This window comes from Rhabdaerophilum calidifontis (assembly GCF_008641065.1).
Classification (GTDB): domain Bacteria; phylum Pseudomonadota; class Alphaproteobacteria; order Rhizobiales; family Beijerinckiaceae; genus Rhabdaerophilum; species Rhabdaerophilum calidifontis.
In genome coordinates this window covers 141,451-158,157 of the sequence record NZ_VTRS01000001.1, presented here as the reverse complement: position 1 = coordinate 158,157, position 16,707 = coordinate 141,451, and the positions used below count along the sequence as shown (strand labels likewise).

Annotated in this window: 13 protein-coding genes and 1 tRNA gene; 11 read left to right on the top strand and 3 right to left on the bottom strand. The window is 68.5% G+C overall.

Annotated features, from left to right (window positions below; translation table 11 throughout):
• The first annotated feature begins 20 nt into the window (after positions 1-20).
• Genes FWJ24_RS00760 through scpA form a run of 3 tightly spaced genes read left to right on the top strand, consistent with a single transcriptional unit; the run spans position 21 to position 6,063 of the window.
• Entirely contained in the window at positions 21-2,027 is a 2,007-nt protein-coding gene (locus tag FWJ24_RS00760) for an acetyl-CoA carboxylase biotin carboxylase subunit (protein WP_150285874.1), read from the top strand.
• On the top strand, positions 2,027-3,910 hold the full coding sequence (locus FWJ24_RS00755; protein WP_150285873.1) for a methylmalonyl-CoA mutase family protein: 1,884 nt from the start codon (positions 2,027-2,029) through the stop codon (positions 3,908-3,910). Before FWJ24_RS00760 ends, FWJ24_RS00755 begins: the two co-directional genes overlap by 1 nt.
• Positions 3,911-3,912: 2 nt before the next feature.
• Positions 3,913-6,063, top strand: a complete 2,151-nt coding sequence (gene scpA, locus FWJ24_RS00750; protein ID WP_425468894.1) for a methylmalonyl-CoA mutase — start codon at positions 3,913-3,915, stop codon at positions 6,061-6,063.
• 32 nt (positions 6,064-6,095) lie between these two features.
• Here the strand turns inward: scpA and cobU are convergent, their stop codons facing one another.
• On the bottom strand, positions 6,096-6,650 hold the full coding sequence (cobU, locus tag FWJ24_RS00745; protein WP_150285871.1) for a bifunctional adenosylcobinamide kinase/adenosylcobinamide-phosphate guanylyltransferase: 555 nt from the start codon (positions 6,648-6,650) through the stop codon (positions 6,096-6,098).
• A 102-nt stretch (positions 6,651-6,752) separates the two neighbouring features.
• Positions 6,753-6,827, bottom strand: a tRNA-Gly gene (locus FWJ24_RS00740).
• Between the two features lie 126 nt (positions 6,828-6,953).
• On the opposite strand from FWJ24_RS00740, the gene FWJ24_RS00735 reads away from it, so the two are divergent.
• From FWJ24_RS00735 to FWJ24_RS00720, 4 genes are all read left to right on the top strand, one after another.
• Positions 6,954-7,505: a prolyl-tRNA synthetase associated domain-containing protein gene (locus FWJ24_RS00735; protein ID WP_150285870.1), complete on the top strand. Its 552-nt coding sequence runs from the start codon at positions 6,954-6,956 to the stop codon at positions 7,503-7,505.
• 152 nt (positions 7,506-7,657) lie between these two features.
• The gene (trxA, locus tag FWJ24_RS00730) at positions 7,658-8,566 is read left to right on the top strand and encodes a thioredoxin (RefSeq protein ID WP_150285869.1); all 909 of its coding nucleotides are present in this window, start codon (positions 7,658-7,660) and stop codon (positions 8,564-8,566) included.
• 29 nt (positions 8,567-8,595) lie between these two features.
• Entirely contained in the window at positions 8,596-9,267 is a 672-nt protein-coding gene (locus tag FWJ24_RS00725) for an LON peptidase substrate-binding domain-containing protein (RefSeq protein WP_150285868.1), read from the top strand.
• Positions 9,268-9,355: 88 nt separating this feature from the next.
• Positions 9,356-9,532, top strand: coding sequence for a Trm112 family protein (locus FWJ24_RS00720; protein WP_150286605.1), 177 nt, complete (start codon positions 9,356-9,358; stop codon positions 9,530-9,532).
• A 4-nt stretch (positions 9,533-9,536) separates the two neighbouring features.
• On the opposite strand, the gene FWJ24_RS00715 is transcribed toward FWJ24_RS00720, so the two are convergent.
• Positions 9,537-10,757 carry an FAD-dependent monooxygenase gene (locus tag FWJ24_RS00715; RefSeq protein WP_166443534.1) on the bottom strand — a complete coding sequence of 407 codons (1,221 nt, stop codon included), beginning with the start codon at positions 10,755-10,757 and terminating at the stop codon, positions 9,537-9,539.
• Positions 10,758-10,884: 127 nt separating this feature from the next.
• Here FWJ24_RS00715 and FWJ24_RS00710 point away from each other — a divergent pair, with 127 nt between their 5' ends.
• The 4 genes from FWJ24_RS00710 to FWJ24_RS00695 all read left to right on the top strand — a co-directional run bounded on the left by FWJ24_RS00710 (position 10,885) and on the right by FWJ24_RS00695 (position 16,661).
• Positions 10,885-11,742, top strand: coding sequence for an acyl-CoA thioesterase (locus FWJ24_RS00710; protein WP_150285866.1), 858 nt, complete (start codon positions 10,885-10,887; stop codon positions 11,740-11,742).
• Positions 11,743-12,039: 297 nt separating this feature from the next.
• On the top strand, positions 12,040-12,378 hold the full coding sequence (locus tag FWJ24_RS00705; RefSeq protein ID WP_150285865.1) for a P-II family nitrogen regulator: 339 nt from the start codon (positions 12,040-12,042) through the stop codon (positions 12,376-12,378).
• A 29-nt stretch (positions 12,379-12,407) separates the two neighbouring features.
• Positions 12,408-13,880, top strand: coding sequence for an ammonium transporter (locus FWJ24_RS00700; RefSeq protein WP_150285864.1), 1,473 nt, complete (start codon positions 12,408-12,410; stop codon positions 13,878-13,880).
• Positions 13,881-14,147: 267 nt separating this feature from the next.
• The gene (locus tag FWJ24_RS00695) at positions 14,148-16,661 is read left to right on the top strand and encodes a DNA translocase FtsK (protein WP_150286604.1); all 2,514 of its coding nucleotides are present in this window, start codon (positions 14,148-14,150) and stop codon (positions 16,659-16,661) included.
• Positions 16,662-16,707 lie beyond the last annotated feature (46 nt).

Sequence of the window (16,707 nt, the reverse complement as noted above, 5' to 3'; positions counted from 1 at the left end):
CCAAAGGATCAGGCCAAACCATGTTTACAAAAATCCTGATCGCCAACAGAGGCGAAATCGCCTGCCGGGTCATCAAGACCGCGCGGAAGATGGGCATCCGAACCGTCGCGGTCTATTCCGAGGCGGATCGCGACGCGATGCATGTCGCGATGGCCGACGAGGCCGTGTTCATTGGTCCGGCGCCGGCGGCAGAGAGCTATCTCGTCATCGAGAAGATCCTCACGGCGTGCAGGGAGACCGGCGCGGAGGCCGTGCATCCCGGCTATGGCTTCCTCTCCGAGCGCGAGGCCTTCGCGCTGGCGCTGAAGGAGGCCGGTATCACCTTCATCGGTCCCAATCCGGGCGCGATCGCCGCGATGGGCGACAAGATCGAATCGAAGAAGGCCGCCGCGGCGGCCGGCGTTTCCACCGTGCCCGGCTTCCTCGGCACCATCGCGAGCGCGGCGGAAGCGCGGCGGATCGCCGACGAGATCGGCTATCCCGTGATGCTCAAGGCGAGCGCGGGCGGCGGCGGCAAGGGGATGCGCATCGCCTGGAATGCGAGCGAGGTCGAGGAGGGTTTCGAGCGCTCGCGCTCCGAGGCCGCCGCCTCGTTCGGTGATGACCGGATGTTCGTCGAGAAATTCATCGTCAACCCGCGCCATATCGAGATTCAGGTGCTGGGCGACAAGCACGGCAACGTGATCCATCTTGGCGAGCGTGAATGCTCGGTCCAACGCCGCAACCAGAAAGTGGTGGAAGAGGCGCCCTCGCCACTGCTCGACGCGGAAACCCGCGCGAAAATGGGCGCGCAGGCGGTCGCGCTCGCCAGGGCCGTGAACTACGACAGCGCCGGCACGGTGGAATTCGTCGCCGGCCAGGACAAGAGCTTCTATTTCCTCGAAATGAACACCCGGCTTCAGGTCGAGCATCCGGTGACCGAGATGATCACCGGGCTCGATCTCGTCGAGGAGATGATCCGCATCGCCGCCGGCGAGACGCTCCGCCACCGGCAGGAGGACATCACGATCAAGGGCTGGGCGGTCGAGAGCCGCATCTATGCGGAAGACCCGAGCCGCAATTTCCTGCCCTCGATCGGCCGCCTCATCCGCTATCGCCCGCCGGCGGAGGGGCAATCCGGCGCCGTCACCCTGCGCAACGACACCGGCGTCGAGGAGGGCGGGCAGATCTCGATGTTCTACGATCCGATGATCGCCAAGCTCGTCACGCATGCCCCCACGCGCGCCGAGGCGATCGCCGCCCAGGCCGAGGCGCTGGACGAGTTCGTGATCGACGGTATCCGCCACAACATCCCGTTTCTTTCGACGCTGATGGCGCATCCGCGCTGGCGGGAGGGCCGGCTCTCGACCGGCTTCATCGCCGAGGAATTTCCCGAGGGCTTTGCGGTGCCGCTGCCGGCGGGTGACCAGGCGCGGCGTTTCGCGGCCGTCGCAGCGGCGATCGACCATGTCCTCAACACACGCAAGCGGCGGATTTCCGGCCAGATGCCGCGCGCCGCGCCGCTCGCCTTCGAACAGGACCGTGTCGTGCTGCTTGGCAACGGCACGCCGCTGCGCTTCGATCTCCGTGTCGAGGACGGGCAGGGGCTTGCCATCGCCTTCGCCGAGACCCGCCTCGTCCTTGCCTCGGACTGGAAGCCGGGGGACCCGCTCTGGCGCGGCACGATCGCCGGGGAAGCCTTCGCGTTCCAGGTCACGCCGATCCCCAACGGCGTCCGCCTCGCGCAGGGCGGCGCCGCGGCGGAGATCCGCGTCTATACCCGCCGTGAGGCCGAACTGGCCGCGCTGATGCCGGAGAAGACGCGCGCCGACACCTCGAAAGCGCTGCTTTGCCCGATGCCGGGGCTCGTGAAGAGCATCGCCGTCAGCGAGGGGCAGGAGGTCAAGGCCGGGGAGACGCTGGCGATCGTCGAGGCGATGAAGATGGAGAATGTCCTGCGTGCCGAACGCGACGTCACCATCCGGGCGCTGAAATCCAAGCCCGGCGACAGCCTCGCAGTCGATGCCGTGATCATGGAGTTCGCCTGATGCGCCTCGCCGGGGATTTTCCGCGCGCGACCGAAGCTCAATGGCACGCCGCCGTCGAGGCCGTGCTCAAGGGTCGCGACTTCACGCGGGCGTTGATCGGCCGCACGCGCGACGGAATTCCGATCGAGCCGCTGCTGCCGCGCCGCGCCGATGCCGAGCCGATTCATGGCGCGCGCGGCGCAGGCCGCTGGCGGATTGCCGCCCGGCTCGACGACCCCGATCCCGAGCGCGGCAACCGCCAGATCCTCGACGATCTTCTCGGCGGCGCGGATATGGTGACGCTGACCTTCGCCGGTGCACCGGCCGCGCGCGGCTTCGGCCTGCCCGACCACGCCCCCATCACGCTCGAACGCGCGCTGCACGACGTGCATTGCGATCTGATCGCGCTCCGGCTCGAATCGACGCCGTTCGGCGGCCGCGCCAGCGCCGAGGCGATTGCCGGGCTTGCCCGCCGGCGCCGGCTGCCCGGCGGCACGGTTACGGTGGATTTCGGCCTGCAACCGCTGGCGGATTGGGCGGCGGCGGGCCGCATGCCGCTGACCTTCGCGCAGGCCATGGCCAATATCCGCAGCATCATCGGCGAGCTCGAAACCGAAGGCTTCACCGGCCCCTTCCTGCGCTGCGACGGCCGCCCCTTCCACGAAGCCGGCGCCGGGGAGGCGCAGGAACTCGCGGCGCTCATCACCCAGGGGCTCGCCTATCTCCGTGCGCTTGAGGCACAGGGCATCGCGCCGGAAACCGCTCGGCACTGGCTCTCCTTCACGCTCGCCGTCGATGCCGACCAGTTTCTCGGCATCGCCAAAATTCGGGCCTTGCGGCTGCTCTGGGCGCGGGTGGAGGCGGTGCTGGGTCTCGAAACCCGGCCGATCGCCATCCATGCCGAGACAGCCTGGCGGATGCTGAGCCGCGACGATCGCCACACCAATCTGCTGCGCAACACCATCGCCACGCTTGCTGCCGGCCTTGGCGGCGCGGATTCGGTGGCAGTCCTGCCCTTCACCGCCGCCTGCGGCCTGCCCGACGGTTTCGCCCGCCGGCTCGCGCGCAATACCGGCCTGATCGCGATGGACGAGAGCCAGCTGCACCGTTTCGCCGATCCCGCCGCCGGGGCGGGCGCCATCGAGGCGCTGACGGACCGGCTCTGCGAGGCCGCCTGGACGCTCCTCCGCCAGATCGAGGCCCAGCACGCGCAGGGCGAGACGGGACTGCCGGCCGCGCTCGCCAACGGCTTTCTCGCGACGCTGGTGCGCGAGACACGTCAGGCCCGCGAGGTCGATCTCGCGACGCGCCGCGAGCCGATCACCGGCATCAGCGAATTCCCCGATCTCGGCGAGGCGGCGGCATCGGTGCTCGCGCCGCTGCCGCATGCCGGCCGGGAAGGCGGCTGGGCGACCAGTCAGGAAAGCTTTCCCTCCCGCCGGCTGGCGGAACCCTTCGAGCAGCTCCGCGATCGCGCCGGGCGGCTCGCCGCAGCGGGGCGGAAACCTGCGATCTTCCTCGCCAATCTCGGCCGGATTGCCGATTTCAACAGCCGTGCGACCTTCGCCAGGAGCGCCTTCGAGGCCGGCGGCATCGCGGCCCTCGGCAATGACGGCTTCGCAATCGCGGCCGGCACCGATCTCGCTGCGCTCGCGGCGGCGTTCCGGGAGGCCGGAACGCCGCTCGCATGCCTTTGCGGCACCGATTCCGGCTATGCCGCCGAGGCGGAGGAGGCCGCCCGCGCACTGAAGGCAGCCGGCGCGGCATGCCTCTGGCTCGCGAGCAAGCCGGGCGAATCGGAGATGGCCTGGCGGGCCGCCGGCATCGACCGTTTCCTTTTCGCCAGCTGTGATATCCTCGCGCTGCTCGGCGACGCGCTCGACCGATGGGAGGAAACGCGATGACGATGCCCGATTTCTCTCGGATCGACTGGCTGAAGCCGGCGCTCTGCCCGCCCGCGGCGGAAGCGACACCCTGGCAGACCCCGGAGGGAATCGCGCTCGCACCGGTCGTCGGGGAGGCGGATCTCGCCGGGCTCGATACGCTCGACACCTTTCCCGGCCTGCCGCCCTTCATCCGCGGCCCCTATCCGACGATGTACGTCACCCAGCCCTGGACGATCCGGCAATATGCCGGCTTTTCCACGGCGGAGGATTCCAACGCCTTCTACCGCCGCAATCTCGCCGCCGGGCAGAAGGGGCTGTCGATCGCCTTCGATCTCGCAACGCATCGCGGCTACGATTCCGATCATCCGCGCGTCAGCGGCGATGTCGGCATGGCCGGGGTGGCGATCGATTCGATCCTCGACATGCGCACGCTGTTCGACGGCATCCCGCTCGACCAGATGTCGGTCTCGATGACAATGAACGGCGCGGTGCTGCCGGTTCTGGCGCTCTACATCGTCGCAGGCGAGGAACAGGGCGTGAAGCCGGCCCAGCTCTCGGGCACCATCCAGAACGACATCCTGAAGGAATTCATGGTGCGCAACACCTATATCTACCCGCCGGAAGGGTCGATGCGCATCATCTCCGATATCTTCGCCTTCACCGCGAAGGAAATGCCGAAGTTCAACTCGATCTCGATCTCGGGCTATCACATGCAGGAGGCGGGAGCGACCCAGGATCTCGAACTGGCCTATACCCTGGCGGACGGCCTGGAATATATCCGCGCCGGCATTGCGGCAGGGCTCGACATCGACAGCTTCGCGCCGCGTCTCTCGTTCTTCTGGGCGATCGGCATGAATTATTTCATGGAAATCGCCAAGATGCGCGCAGCGCGCCTGCTCTGGGCGCGGATCGTCAAGGGCTTCAACCCGAAAAGCGCGAAATCGCTGCCGCTGCGCACGCATTGCCAGACAAGCGGCTGGTCGCTGACGGCGCAGGACGTGTTCAACAACGCGGTGCGCACCTGCATCGAGGCGCTCGCGGCCACGCAGGGCGGCACGCAATCGCTGCACACCAACGCCCTCGACGAGGCCTTGGCGCTGCCGACGGATTTCTCGGCGCGCATCGCCCGCAACACCCAGATCCTGATCCAGCAGGAAAGCGGCACCTGCCGCTTCATCGATCCCTGGGGCGGGGCGCGCATGCTGGAGAAGCTCACCCATGATCTTGCCGTTCGCGCCTGGGGGCATATCGAGGAGGTGGAGAAGCTCGGCGGCATGGCCAAGGCCATCGAGGCGGGCATTCCCAAGCTCCGCATCGAGGAGGCTGCGGCCCGCACGCAGGGGCGCATCGATGCCGGCGAGCAGGTGATTATCGGGGTCAACCGTTATCCCCCCGCCGACGAAAAGCCGATCGACGTGCTCAAGGTCGACAATGCCGCCGTGCGGGCGCGCCAGATCGCCAAGCTCGAACGCCTGCGTGCCGAGCGGGATTCCGGCGCGGTGAAATCCGCGCTCGACGCGCTCGAACGCGCGGCGCGGGAGGGAGGCGGCAACCTGCTGGCCCTGGCGGTGGCGGCAGCGCGCGCCAAGGCCAGCGTCGGCGAGATCAGCCTCGCGCTTGAGCGCGCCTTCTCGCGTCACCGGGCGGAAATCCGCGCCATTTCCGGGGTTTATCGCGAAACGGTCGGCGAGAAGAACGCGGCCGTGCAGCGCGTGACGGGCATGACGCGCGCCTTCGCCGAGAATGACGGCCGCCGCCCGAAAATCCTGGTCGCCAAGATGGGGCAGGACGGCCATGACCGCGGCCAGAAGGTGATCGCCTCGGCCTTCGCCGATCTCGGCTTCGATGTGGAGATCGGCCCGCTCTTTGCCACGCCCGAGGAGGCGGCCGCCCAGGCCGTACAGGGCCAGGCGCATATTATCGGCGTTTCCTCGCTGGCGGCGGGGCATCTCACGCTGGTGCCGGCGCTACGCGCGGCGCTCGAGAAGGAAGGCCGGCCCGATATCATGATCGTGGTTGGCGGCGTCATCCCGCCGCAGGATTTCCAGGCGCTGATCGATGCCGGCGCGGCAGCGATCTTCCCGCCGGGCACGGTGATCGCCGAAGCCGCGGAGGCGCTGATCGACGGGCTGAACCGCAAGCTCGGCTATGCCCAGCCCAAGGTCGCCTGAGGCCGGCTCCTCCCGCCCCCCGGGCCGGGGGCCTAGCCCGCCCCGGATACGCCCCCCTTGAGCACCAGCGGCAGGCCGGCGGCCACGAAATGGACCCGCGCCGCGATGGCCGCGACCTGCTGGTTGAGACGCCCCTGCGCGTCCCGAAAACGCCGGCCGAGCGGCGTCTCCGGCACCAGCCCCAGCCCGACCTCGTTTGAGACCAGGATCACCGCACCGCGCGCGGCCGCAAGCGCGGCAACGAGCATTGCGCCTTCCTGCTCGGGATCGGCGCCGGCAAGCAGGACATTGCTGAGCCAGAGCGTGAGACAATCGACGAGCAGGACGCGCTCGGGCCGGGATTCGCGGACCAGCGCCTCGGGCAAGGCGCGCGGAATTTCGAGCGTCGTCCAGCCATCCCGCGTGCGGTCGGCGCGGTGGCGGGCGATGCGCGCGCGCATCTCGTCGTCGAACGGCTCGGCCGTCGCAATGTAGAGCCGCTCGCGGCCGGTCTCGCGCGCGAGTGCCTCGGCATGGCGGGACTTTCCCGAGCGGGCGCCGCCGAGAACCAGGGTCGTGCCGGAAGGAGGAGGCGGAAGACCGGACATTCCCCCGCTTCGCCGATTCCGGCGCAAGCCGCAAGCGTCGGCCGAAATCGCCGCGCGGAAAACCCGCGCGGGGGCGCAACGAGTGGATAGTGTGAGAGAAACTGGAGCGGGCGAAGGGATTCGAACCCTCGACCCCAACCTTGGCAAGGTTGTGCTCTACCCCTGAGCTACACCCGCATCCATGCCCGGTTGAAATCACCGGAGGCGCGCTCTATGCCCGATCTCGCGGGCGCTGACAAGTGCCCTTGCACCAATTCTGGCTTCGTCCGTTCTGCGGCGCGGAGCCGCCATTCCGGATGAGCCATGCCGCAAACCGCCACACAATCCCTCCCCGAGCTTGCGGGGGCCGGCGAGAACGCCGCCCTCGCGCTTCTGGCGCGGCTCGGAATCGCCTGCCACACGCGCGCGCATCCGCCCCTGCATACGGTGGAGGAATCGCGCGCGCTGCGTGGCGAGATCGCCGGCGGACACACCAAGAACCTGTTCCTGAAGGACAAGGCCGGGAGCCTGTTCCTCGTCACCGCCGAGGAGGATTCGCCGCTCGACCTCAAGGCGATGGACAAGATCATCGGCGCGAAGGGGCGGCTCTCCTTCGCCACGGCCGAACAGCTTTTCGCCCATCTCGGGATCCTGCCCGGCTCGGTCAGCCCGCTGGCGCTCATTCATGACCGCGCGGCGCGCGTCCGGTGCGTGATCGAGCGCCGGCTCCTCGCCCATGCCGAGATCAACGTCCATCCGCTGGTCAACACGCTGACGAGCACCGTGCCACGCGACGGGCTGCTGGCCTATATCCGCGCCACCGGCCATGAGCCGGAGATCCACGATCTGCCCCATCGGGCGCCGGGAGCCGGGTGATCCGCCGGAACGGTTGCGCATCGGCCGCTCCGGCCCCAAATAGAGGCGGCGGTGCGCCGGACCGTCCGGCGTTCCGCCATCCGCGAGCCGCCAAGGTTTCGCGAGCCCGCCACGCGTGCCGCCTTACCGCGCCCGAAAGGACATTGCGCCCGATGAGCTCCGATCTGCTGAATTCCGGCCAGCCCGGCCCCGCCGGCGATCTCGTGAAGGATACGACCACGGCCGGCTTCCGCCAGGACGTGCTCGCGGAATCGATGAAGCAGCCGGTGCTCGTCGATTTCTGGGCACCCTGGTGCGGGCCGTGCAAGCAGCTCGGCCCGACCATCGAAAAGGCCGTGCGCGCGGCCAAGGGCCGGGTGAAGCTCGTCAAGATGAATATCGACGAACATCCGCAGATCGCCGGCCAGCTCGGCGTCCAGTCGATCCCCGCGGTCTTCGCCTTCGATCGCGGCCAGCCGGTCGACGGATTCGTCGGCGCCCTGCCAGAGAGCCAGATCAAGGGCTTCATCGAGCGTCTCGTCGGGCCGGTCGGCGCCGATGCTGCGGCTCTGCTCGCCGAGGCCAAGGCTCAGCTCGATCTCGGCGATGCTGTCGGCGCCGCCGAACGCTATGCCGCGGTTCTTGCGGAGGACCCCGAGAACCCCGACGCGCTCGGCGGCATCGTCCGGGCGCAGGTGCTTGCCGGCAATCTCGTCCAGGCGCGGCGCATCCTGGAATCGGCGCCCCCCGCCAAGGCCGATCATGCCGCGATCACCGGCGCCCGCGCCGCGCTCGAACTGGCCGAACAGGCGGAAGCCTTCGGCGATATCGGCACGCTGCTGCGCAAGGTCGAGGCGCAGCCGGCGGATCACCAGGCGCGGTTCGATCTTGCGCTGGCGCTCAACGCGCGCGGCAAGCGGCTCGAGGCGGTCGAACATCTCATCGCCATCCTGCGCAAGGACCGCGGCTGGAACGACGAGGCCGCGCGCCGCCAGCTCATCCAGTTCTTCGACGCCTGGGGGCCGACGGACGAGGCGACGCTGATCGGCCGCCGCCAGCTCTCCGCCACGCTGTTCGCCTGAGCCGGGAGGCGCATCCGAGGGAGGCTCCCATGCCGAGCAATGTGCATTACGCCCGCGCCGCCGACCTCCCCGCGACGCTGCCGCTGTTTCCGCTGCCGGGAGCGCTGCTGCTGCCGCGCGGGCAGATCCCGCTCAATATCTTCGAACCACGCTATCTCGCGATGGTCGATGCCGCTTTGGCCGGCCCGCGGCTCATCGGCATGATCCAGCCCGATCCGGCCCATTCCCCGGACATCGGCCTGCCCGCGCTCTATCCGGTCGGCTGCGCCGGGCGGATCACCCAGATCGCGGAAACCGGCGATGGGCGCTACCTGATCCAGCTCACGGGCATCGCCCGGTTCCGGATCGTCGCGGAACCGGCAACGACGACGCTGTTCCGGCAGGCGCAGGTGGATTTCACGCCGTTCGAGACCGACCTTGAGCCCCGCCGTGGCGAGGAGCTGGTCGACCGCGCCGCGCTGGTCGCGGCGTTGCGCGCGTTTTCGGTCGCCAACCGGGTCGAGATCGATTGGGAGAACGTCAACGCCGCGCCGAACGAGGCGCTGGTCAACGCCCTGTCGATGATGGCGCCGTTCGGCGTGCCGGAGAAGCAGGCGCTGCTCGAAGCCGCGGATCTCAAGGCTCGCGCCGAGATGCTGGTGGCGCTGACCGAGATCGAAATTGCACGCGAGAACGGTGACGGCAGCACGCGGATGCAGTAAGGACAGCCATCCCCATCCAGTGAGGAAGATTCCCATGCCGGAAGCCGGTCCCGCCCATCCGCCGAGTTCCGCCGCACCCCCTGCGCCTATGGGCGGCATCGACCCCAAATTGCTTGAATTGCTGGTCTGCCCGGTGACCAAGACGACACTCGATTACGACGCGGTGAACCAGGAACTGATCAGCCGCGCCGCGCGCCTCGCCTACCCGATCCGCGACGGCATTCCGATCATGCTGCCGGAAGAGGCACGGCGCATCGAGGGCTGAGCGTTCAGCCGCGCCCGTCCTGTGAAGGTTGCGGCGCGCCATCCGCCACGCCCGAAGCCTGCGCCATCAGCCAGGCTTTCGCGCCGGGGATCCGCTCGAAAAGTCCCGCCCCGAAATCACGCATCAGCCGCAGCGGACCGGAATCGTTGGAGAACAGCCGGTTGATGCCATCGGTGGCGCAGGCCATCGCCACCGCCGGAGGGCGCCGGCGCGCCTGATAGGCCGCGAGCAGATCCGGCGCGCCGGGATCGAGCCCGAGCCGCAGCCTTTCAAGCACCATCTCCGCCAGCGTCGCGGCATCCGCGAAGCCGAGATTGAGCCCCTGCCCGGCCAGCGGATGGACGATATGCGCCGCATCCGCCACCAGCGCGAGGCGGGACGCGACGAAGCGCCGCGCCAGCCGCAGGTTCAGCGGATGCGCAGACAAGGCTTCCACCGCCAGGATCTCGCCGCGCCAGCCCGCCGCGCGCCGGGCAATCTCGCGCCGCTGCGCTTCGGGATCGGCGGCGAGAACCGCGCGCGCCACTGCCCCGGCCTCGCTCCAGACGATCGAGGAGCGGCCCTCGTCGAGCGGCAGCATCGCGAAAGGGCCGGCGGGCAGGAAATGCTGCACCGCCCGCCCCTCATGCGGCAGCGTGTGGCGGATCGTCGCGACGATCGCGGTCTGACCATAGGCCCAGCCGTGAAACGGAATGCCGGCGAGGCGGCGGATCGGGGAATGCGCCCCATCCGCGCCGACAAGCAGCCGGGCGCTATCGGCCCGGTCCCCGCTCTCGACGCGCATCGCATCCGGTCCGGCAGAAAGAGCGGTGATCGGCACGACCCGCACCGCGATCCCCGCCTCCCGCACCCGCACCCGCAGCGCAGCCGTCAGGCGGCCGAGCGGAACCAGATGCGCGATCGGCTCCGCGCCATCCTCCATGCCGATCGTCGCCAGCGCCGGCCGGATCTCTTCGCCGAGCGCGCTGTCCGAGATCGCGAACCCGGTCATCGGATGGGCGGCATCCGCCACGTCATCCCAGACCCCGAGCGTCGCGAGAAACCGCCGAGACCCCGTATTGAGCGCCAGGATCCGGGCGTCGGGCACCCGTTCCGGCCCGTCGGCGCCGGCGGCGGGGTCCAGGATCAGGAGATCGCGTGCGGGCACACCGCCCGCGACAAGCGCCAGCGCGGTCGCCGCGCCGGCGGCGCCGAACCCGCCGATGAGAATGTCGTGCCGAGCCATCATAATGATGATATAGGTCGAACTGCATGACGCAGGAAGGGCCGGGAGCGCCGCGAAGGTCTTGCCGCTTGACGCGCCCCGCCACGCCCGCCACGCTGTTGCCCCGCCTTAACGGACCATTCCCCGCATGACCGGCATCGATACCCTGTGCGCGATCCTCGACCTCGAGCCGCTGGAGAAGAATCTCTGGCGCGGCGTCTCGCCCGGCCTCGGCTGGGGCCGCGTCTTCGGCGGGCAGGTGATCGCGCAATCGCTTGTCGCGGCGAACCGCACGGTCGAGGGCCGCGCCGTCCATTCGCTGCACGGCTATTTCATGTTGCCGGGCGATCCGGCGCGGCCGATCCTCTACGAGGTGGATCGCATCCGCGACGGCCGCTCCTTCACCACCCGCCGGGTGCGGGCGATCCAGAACGGCGAATCGATCTTCGCCATGATGGCTTCCTACCATGCCGAGGAGCCGGGCCTGCACCACGAGACGCCGATGCCGCCGGTGCCGCGCCCGGAGGAACTGCCCGGCGGCGAGGCGCTCCGGCCCTATCTCGAGAGCATTCCCGAGGATCGCCGCGGCTATTGGCTGCGTGAAAGGCCGATCGAACTCCGCCCCTGCGATCCCGAACGCTATTTCAGGCGCGCACCGGCCGATCCGGTGCAGAGCATCTGGTTCCGCGCCACCGGGCGGCTTCCGGACGATCCCGCGCTGCACGCGGTGGTGCTGGCCTATGCCTCGGATATGACGCTGCTCGATTCGGCTGCGGTGCCGCATGGCAAGAGCGTCGCCTATCCCGAGATCCAGGCCGCGAGCCTCGATCACGCCCTGTGGTTCCACGAACCGTTCCGCGCCGACGAATGGCTGCTCTATGCCCAGGACAGCCCGTGGAGCGGCCATGCGCGCGGCCTAGGGCGCGGGCTGATCTACACCGCTGACGGCCGGCTCGTGGCCTCCGTGGCGCAGGAAGGGCTGATTCGCCTGCGTCGCCAGGGCTGACACCATTCCGGACAGATTGCCGATTGTTTAGGCATCCCGAAGCAGCGATGGCGCTGCTTTAGGCATTGTGCCTGCGCTGCGACGTGTCCGCGCCGCAGATCTCGCGCCGCCGGAAGACGATTTCCCCGGCCGCCCGGCTCTCCCGCCGCGAATCAGCGGCATCCCCCACCGCAAACATTGTCAACCGCCGATTCTGGCACGGGGCTTGTTTACCAACCTGCGCTGGCCTGCCGCGGGGATCGGACCCTGGGGGGCGAAACAGCGGTTTTCGAGGCAAAGTCCGGCAAGGAGAGAGACATGAAACTCGTCACCGCCATCATCAAGCCATTCAAGCTCGAGGAGGTGCGTGACGCGCTCACTTCCTTGGGCGTCCATGGCATGACCGTCACCGAGGTCAAGGGCTATGGGCGACAGAAGGGGCATACCGAAATCTATCGCGGCGCAGAATACGCTGTCAGCTTCCTGCCCAAGATCAAGCTCGAAGTCGCGGTCGACACCGCGCTGACCGACAAGGTGATCGAGGCGATCACCCAATCCGCCCGCACCGGGCAGATCGGCGACGGCAAGATCTTCGTCCAGCCCGTCGAGCGTGCACTCCGGATCCGCACCGGCGAGCGCGACGGCGAAGCGCTCTGATCCTCCGGCCAGAAGAGAGGTATGATCCCATGACGTCTTTCCGCACCCTCCTGCCCCGGGGGCTCACCGCGGGCGCCGCGCTGGCGCTGCTTGCGCTCCCCGCTTTCGCCGCCGAAGCGCCGGCACCCAACAAGGGCGACATCACCTGGATGATGGTCTCGACCCTGCTCGTCCTGCTGATGACGATTCCCGGCCTCGCCCTGTTCTATGGCGGCCTCGTGCGCGGCAAGAACATGCTGTCCGTCCTGACCCAGATCCTCGCCATCGTCTGCATGGTGTCGCTCATCTGGGTCTTCTATGGCTATTCGCTGGCCTTCACCGGCGGCGGCGGCCTCAACGATTTCGTTGGCGGCTTCGACAAGGCCTTCCTGATGGGCGTCGATGCAACCAAGAATGTCGCGACCTTCTCGAACGGCGTCGTCATCCCGGAACTGGTCTACATGGCGTTCCAGATGACCTTCGCCTGCATCACGCCGGCGTTAATCGTCGGCGCTTTCGCCGAACGCGTGCGCTTCTCGGCGGTGCTGGTCTTCGTCGCACTCTGGGTGACGCTCGTCTATTTCCCGATGGCGCACATGGTCTGGTATTGGCCGGGGCCGGACGCGATCGCCGATGCCGCCAAGGCCGTCGCCGCGGCCGCGGATGAAGCCGCCAAGAAGGCGGCGCAGGCCAAGCTCGACGAGGTGAAGGCAGATGCCGGCCTGCTCTTCAAATGGGGCGCGCTCGATTTCGCGGGCGGCACCGTGGTGCATATCAATGCCGGCATCGCGGGCCTTGTCGGCGCGCTGCTGATCGGCAAGCGGATCGGCTATGGCCGTGACCTGATGGCCCCGCACTCGCTGACGATGACCATGATCGGCGCCGCATTGCTCTGGGTGGGCTGGTTCGGCTTCAATGCCGGCTCGAATCTCGAGGCGAACGGCACCGCGGTGCTCGCGCTGGTGAACACCTTCGTCGCCACCGCGGCCGCCGGCTTCGCCTGGCTGATCGTCGAATGGGCGGTCAAGGGCAAACCCTCGCTGCTCGGCCTGGCCTCGGGCGTCGTCGCCGGCCTCGTGGCGGTGACCCCGGCCTCCGGCTTCGCCGGACCGATGGGCTCGATCGTGCTCGGCCTCGTTGCCGGCGCCGTGTGCTTCTTCGCCTGCACCACCATCAAGAACGCGCTCGGCTATGACGACAGCCTCGACGTGTTCGGCGTGCATTGCGTCGGCGGCATCATCGGCGCGATCGGCACCGGCATCCTGGTCAACCCGGCGCTCGGCGGCGCGGGCATCGCGGATTACGAATCGAAGCCCGGCGAACTTGTCACCGCGGCCTATGAATTCGGCCCGGCGGTGACGGCGCAGATCAAGGCCGTCGTCTTCACGCTGCTCTATTCCGGCATCGTGTCGGCGATCCTGTTCAAGCTCGTCGATATCCTGATCGGCCTGCGCGTGCCGCAGGAGCAGGAGCGCGAAGGCCTCGACATCGCAAGCCACGGCGAACGCGCCTACAATTCCTGACGCGAAGCCGCGAGGCCGGGCGGGCCTCCTCCTCCCCCCGGCCGACGGAAAGGCGGGTGCCGCAACGCGGCGCCCGCTTTTTCGTTTCCGGCAGGGCGCCTGCCTGCCGCGCGGCGCGGCCGGTGCAAACAGAGCCTTAACCGGATCACGCCATAATCCGGACCGGCCTTGTCGTTCCGGAAACCATGACGCGCTTCCGGTGTCGCCAGGCCGCCTTCCACCCCGCCGGGCGGGGTTCCGGGTCACGCGTAAGGGAACGGCATGGTGATGCGGACGACGCGCCTCACGCAATCCTCGCTCGACGTTCTTCCCCACGACATGCGCGAAAGCCTGTCGCGGCGCATGAAGGATCTGATCGGCATCGGCCTCGTCGCGATTGCCGCAGCCCTGGGGCTCGCCTTTGCCTCCTGGTCGGTACGCGACCCGAGCCTCAGCCATGCCACCGCCGGCAAGGCGCAGAATCTGCTCGGCTATCCCGGTGCGATCGTCGCCGATCTCGGCATGCAGCTGTTCGGGATCGCCGCGGCGGCGATCACCATCGCCATCGCCCTCATCGGCGCGCGCCTGCTCTGGCTGCGCGAGGAGGAGCGTTTCCGGTTCAGGATCGTGCTCGGCCTTGCGGGGCTGGTCTCGGCTTCCGGTTTTGCCGCGGCGCTGCCGGTGGCAGAGAGCTGGCCGCTGCCCACCGGGCTCGGTGGCGCGATCGGCGACCAGATCCTTGCCGTGACGGGCTGGATCGGCCTGGGGGCGCAGGGCTTCGGGCGCCTTGTTGCCGGCCTCCTGTTCGGCCTCGGGGCGATCGTGTCCTTCTCGCTCCTGATCCGGGGGCTCGGTGACGCCCCGGCGACGGATCAGGTCGAGCCGGACGAGGCGCATGATGACGAGCCCTCGCTCGCCATTCTCGCGGTCGGTGCCATCCTACATTTCGGCTACATGCTGCGCGGTCTGTGGCGCCGCGTCGCGGCCCGGCTCGCCCGGCCTTCGATCGCCGCCGAACGGCGCGAGGCTGCGCCGATCCGCCGCGAGCCGGTTCTGGCCGGCGGGCCGGCCCGGGACATCCCGCGCGGCGGTTTCGACGATGACAGCGATCCTTTCATCGAGGAGATCGCCCCGCGCCGACCGGCTGCGGCGGACCCGGAGCCCCTGCCGCCCGAGCCCTCCGGTGCCGCGCGGGTCAGCGCGCCGGCCGGTGCGCTCAAGCCGGGGCGGCGCGAATTGCGCGAGCAGCAGGTCTCGATCTTCGACCATCAGGAATACCAGTTCCCGCCGCTCGCCCTGCTTGCCGAACCGAAGCGCAACGCGACGCCACAGGTCTCGACCGATGCGCTCGAACAGAATGCCCGCCTGCTTGAGGGGGTGCTCGACGATTTCGGCGTGCGCGGCGAGATCATCAATGTCCGGCCCGGTCCGGTCGTCACGCTCTACGAACTCGAACCGGCGCCCGGCACCAAATCCTCGCGCGTCATCGGCCTCGCGGAGGATATCGCCCGCTCGATGAGCGCGGTGGCCGCGCGCGTCGCGGTGGTTCCCGGCCGCAACGCGATCGGCATCGAACTGCCCAACGCCAAGCGCGAGACCGTGTTGCTGCGCGAATTACTCGCCTCCGAGGATTTCGAGAAATCCAAGCTCAAGCTTGCGATCTGCCTCGGCAAGACGATTGGCGGCGAGCCGGTGATCGTCGATCTGGCGCGCATGCCGCATCTGCTCGTCGCCGGCACCACGGGTTCGGGCAAATCGGTCGCGATCAACACCATGATCTGCTCGCTGCTCTACCGGCTGAAGCCCGAGGAATGCCGGCTGATCATGATCGATCCGAAGATGCTCGAACTCTCGATCTACGACGGCATCCCGCACCTGCTCTCGCCGGTGGTGACCGATCCGAAGAAGGCGGTGGTGGCGCTCAAATGGGCGGTCCGCGAGATGGAGGACCGCTATCGCAAGATGTCGAAGATCGGCGTCCGCAACATCGACGGCTACAATGCCCGCATGGACGAGGCGCGGGCGCGTGGCGAGGCCATCACCCGCACGATCCAGACCGGCTATGACCGCGAAACCGGCGAGGCCATCTACGAAGAGGAGGTGATGGCGCTCGAGAGGCTGCCTTACATCGTCGTCATCGTCGACGAGATGGCGGATCTCATGCTCGTCGCCGGCAAGGAGATCGAGGGCGCGGTGCAGCGTCTCGCGCAGATGGCGCGCGCCGCCGGCATCCATATCGTGATGGCAACGCAGCGTCCGTCGGTGGATGTCATCACCGGCACGATCAAGGCCAATTTCCCGACCCGTATCTCCTTCCAGGTGACGTCGAAGATCGACAGCCGCACCATTCTCGGGGAGATGGGCGCCGAGCAGCTCCTCGGCCAGGGCGACATGCTCTACATGGCCGGCGGCGGTCGCATCAGCCGCGTGCACGGCCCCTTCATCTCCGACCAGGAGGTCGAGAAGGTTGTGGCGCATCTCAAGACGCAGGGCCGGCCGGATTATGTCGATGCCGTCACCGTCGATCTCGAAGGCGAGGAGAGCGCCGCCTGCGAGCAGGACGGGGCTGTATTCGACAAGGGCAATTTCGGCGAAGAGCCGGCAGATCTCTACGATCAGGCCGTGGCGGTGGTTCTGCGCGACAAGAAGGCCTCGACCTCCTATGTCCAGCGCCGCCTGCAGATCGGCTACAACCGCGCGGCCTCGATCATCGAGCGCATGGAGCGCGAGGGCATCGTCGGCCCCGCAAACCATGCCGGCAAGCGCGAAATCCTCATCGAAACCGCCGGCCGCGACGACTAGGAGGAAGACGGATCGTCGCGATTTGGCCATAAGGAGAGCCTAGCCA